The sequence below is a fragment of the Candidatus Cardinium sp. cByotN1 genome (assembly GCF_022810525.1).
Taxonomy (GTDB): Bacteria; Bacteroidota; Bacteroidia; order Cytophagales; family Amoebophilaceae; genus Cardinium.
Map to the genome: position 1 here is coordinate 1 of NZ_JAACGG010000132.1, position 3,314 is coordinate 3,314.

Genomic DNA, 3,314 nt, shown 5'->3' on the forward strand with positions numbered 1-3,314 from the left:
GATGTTGCAGGGTGGCTCCTCCCTGCAACTGCTTTTCTTTTTATCTGGTGAACTATGCTTGCTGATCGCCAATTTTTAGAAGGGAGAGCTTTTTTCAAAACATAGATATAGCACTGATAAGCCAGATGACCTACTAATCATCCATTCAAAACAATGCTATTCCACTTAATAGTCAAGTAAATATGATCACTAAGTCGACGCCATGGCCTGAATAGATATAGAATCTGTATCTTAGCTGTTGCCCAAGCAAACAGTAAATGAAGCATACCTGCTAATCCCTTTGACAAATACGCACATATGGACAATAGCTACATATGGCATAATCTTCTGTTTGTACAAAAGGTACAGCGGGATTAAATATTTCTGAAAGCAAGGTACTTAACCCCTCTTCAAATAGTGCTGCATAAGGCATAATATCCTTTATGCATTGGTAATTTTTGCCATCATCGAGTTTGTGGATCAAAATACCAGGCCTATAATCCTCCCCAAAAAGCTCCCGAATAGGAATCAGATAAGGCATGATCGGTTGCGACACATCCGATCGATATTGGGTCTTAAAGAGCCAAGTGTAAAAAAATAGCTGAAAAATAGCTTTGTTTTTTTTAATCTTAGTCCTATCAAATAGGGTAACGATGTGCTCAATTTTATTATTCACCAGACCTGTCTTATAATCAATAATACGTATAAAATTATTTGGCCTATCTATACGATCTATTACTCCACTCAACCAAATCCTTCGCTGTATGGACCCACCATCTAGCACTATGGGGTGCTTTATGGCTACTTCAATCCCCAAAAGAGTAAATGGTGTACCGGCATGATCTAGGTCCAATAGACGCGCTAAGAGTTTTTCCAATAGCGCATAGAGTAACATAGGACTGCTGAGTGAGGTTTTTTGCCTAGATATAGCTTGATCTATCCCTGTTTGTATCTTTGATTTGAGCTGGGTGATACCTTTTTTATCTAACTGCTTACCTACAAAAGGTTGGTACAAGCTGGCCATAATATGATGCAATAATGTGCCCAATTGTAGCGCTTCTGATTCATCTCTTGGAAGGCGCGTCTGCTTTAGTTGAAGCAAATATTTAAAATAAAATTGAAGCGGACAAGACAAATAAGTAATTAACGCAGAAGGGGTTAAACTAGAGGCAGTTGCCCCTTCGTGCACCAAAAATTTACTTAATAACTGCATCACTCCATGATCTTTCTCAATAACTATAGCGGTTTTAGCACTTGGTAAGGGGTTAATGGCATGATGAGAAGTTGTTATGTTTAACTGGCTATCAAAAGTCAATTGTATTAACAATCGACTCATTTCATTAGAACTATCTAAATGATTTTTTTGAGTATAGTAAGCACAAATATTTTGAGCACGCTGCAGTAATCTATAAAATCCATACGCAACCTTATTTTCCACTACTTTATCTACCGGCAACCCAAAACTAGCGCGTAGATCATACGGTAAAAAAGAATCACGATGGGTAGGCTTAGGAAAGTGGCCTTCATTCATGTTCAAAAAGAAAACATGTTCAAAATCTAAATTATAGGAATCAGCAACATCTACAATATAAAGCCCTAGTAAGGGATTATCTTTATGCAATAATATCTTACTTCCTTTTAAACCACTCAAGAAAAAAGGAATAGAACACGCTATCATTTCTGCGACTAATCCCTCTATATATTCCAATAGATAGCTTAATGCGCTTTTATTCACTTCCAAGAAAAGAGAATGGGTCTCTACAAAATGGTCATAGAGATAGGTTAACCCTTCTGTAAGGTAAGGCAAAAGGCCCTTACGACCCTTATTCAACCATAGATCAAATAGCTCAAAGCCACCTTGATATAACGTACCATTTGATCCATCTTTTTGGAGTAATGGACGCATAGCAGTGATCTCTAATTGGCTTTTTTCTTGCAGAAAGGGATAACATAAGGCTAACACATCCGCCAAATGGCTGGCTATTTCTGGCTGCACCGGAGTAGCCATAGAAGCTTCCCAAAGTTGCACCAATCGGACTACTAAGCTATATATAACGGTAGCACTAAATGGATAATCTAATCTGGCATGCAGCGGAATAGGTAGGTTAGAGAGCCGGTCCAGTAAAGGTATAAGTAGTTGGCTACCACTAACTACTATGGCGGTTTGTCCGGGCAAAAACTTGGGTTGGCCATCATCTGTTTTGGTTTGCAAGGCAACTACTATCGCTTCTACCTGTGCTACTATACTGGATGCTTCTATTAGGGAAACTTTTTTATGAGGATCATTCAAATACGTAAGCTTGGAGAAGCTGTTTTCAACCCATTTTTTTTCCCTATGCTGACGCAGGTAATGGCCCGCTAGGTTGATCTCATTATCTAAATAATGGGTATCAACATCCCAAAAAAAGGTGGTTAAAGCAAGCAAATGGCATTGCCTAATAAAACGCTCTTCAACGGGGGTTAACAAATTAAATCCAACAAAGATTAATTCCTGATAGGTAGCCATTATTTCCGGACAAGGTTGAGCCGCTTGGTAGCATAATCCTTCATATCCCTCCCCTTTTTCTATTAATTTTTCTCTAAAAGCTTCGTAAAGCATAGGTAACTGCTGACAAAAAAAAAGCGCTTCCATTGGTTGGTCTAGCGATAAGGTTCTAGACTTTTTAAGAGATGCTAAGAGCGTTTTTTCTACAAAAGAATTGTTGTTTAGTTTTTTTTGCTGTAGTAAAGAGGCAAACAACGAAGCACTATTGACCAGATAGGTATCTATACTACTAAAGTCTTCTAGCAGGGAAATCCCCCAACTACAAAATTGCTCGAAAGATTCTTTTCTATTTAATATTTGCTCAGCTAAGCAATGGAGCTTGCTTAGCAAGGCTATATTAGGTAATAGTTTGAGGCTACTATGGGTCAAAATGAACTGATGCAAGGTTAAACAGGTCACACAGTCTTGCCATTTCTTCTTATCTAAGAAGAGGTTAAAATAATCAATAGATAGCTGCGTAGGAAATACAATAAGCCGTTTCCCTAGGCTATCTCCCTGATTCAAATGGTTGACAACAGCTGCTACAAAAGGGGGATGTTGTTTGGTTTTCATTGGGTTGATACACACAGCAATAATTTTCCTAGCACTAAGGAGATTTTTTCATAACCTGAACTTAAGGAATTTGAAAAACTAAACAATAATTTCTACAGTTTTCGTTCACCACTATGGCTTAGTGCTAGTAAAAAGCGCCCTTTGAAAAAAGTACAATCAGAAAGCTTCGTTTACAGATGATCAGAAAAACAGTTGCAATGGATGTTGCAGGGTGGATGCTGTTTTTCCAGCTTTAAGG

The 3,314-nt window shown here is 38.2% G+C and carries 1 protein-coding gene; it reads right to left on the reverse strand.

What is annotated here, in order from left to right; translation table 11 throughout:
- Positions 1 to 271: 271 nt before the first annotated feature.
- Positions 272 to 3,076, reverse strand: a complete 2,805-nt coding sequence (locus tag MUW73_RS03895) for a PD-(D/E)XK nuclease family protein (RefSeq protein ID WP_243018420.1) — start codon at positions 3,074 to 3,076, stop codon at positions 272 to 274.
- Positions 3,077 to 3,314 lie beyond the last annotated feature (238 nt).

Bases quoted from the DNA above. Each gene is read 5' to 3' on its own strand.
- MUW73_RS03895 (WP_243018420.1), bottom strand. From the start codon at position 3,076: ATGAAAACCAAACAACATCCCCCTTTTGTAGCAGCTGTTGTCAACCAT.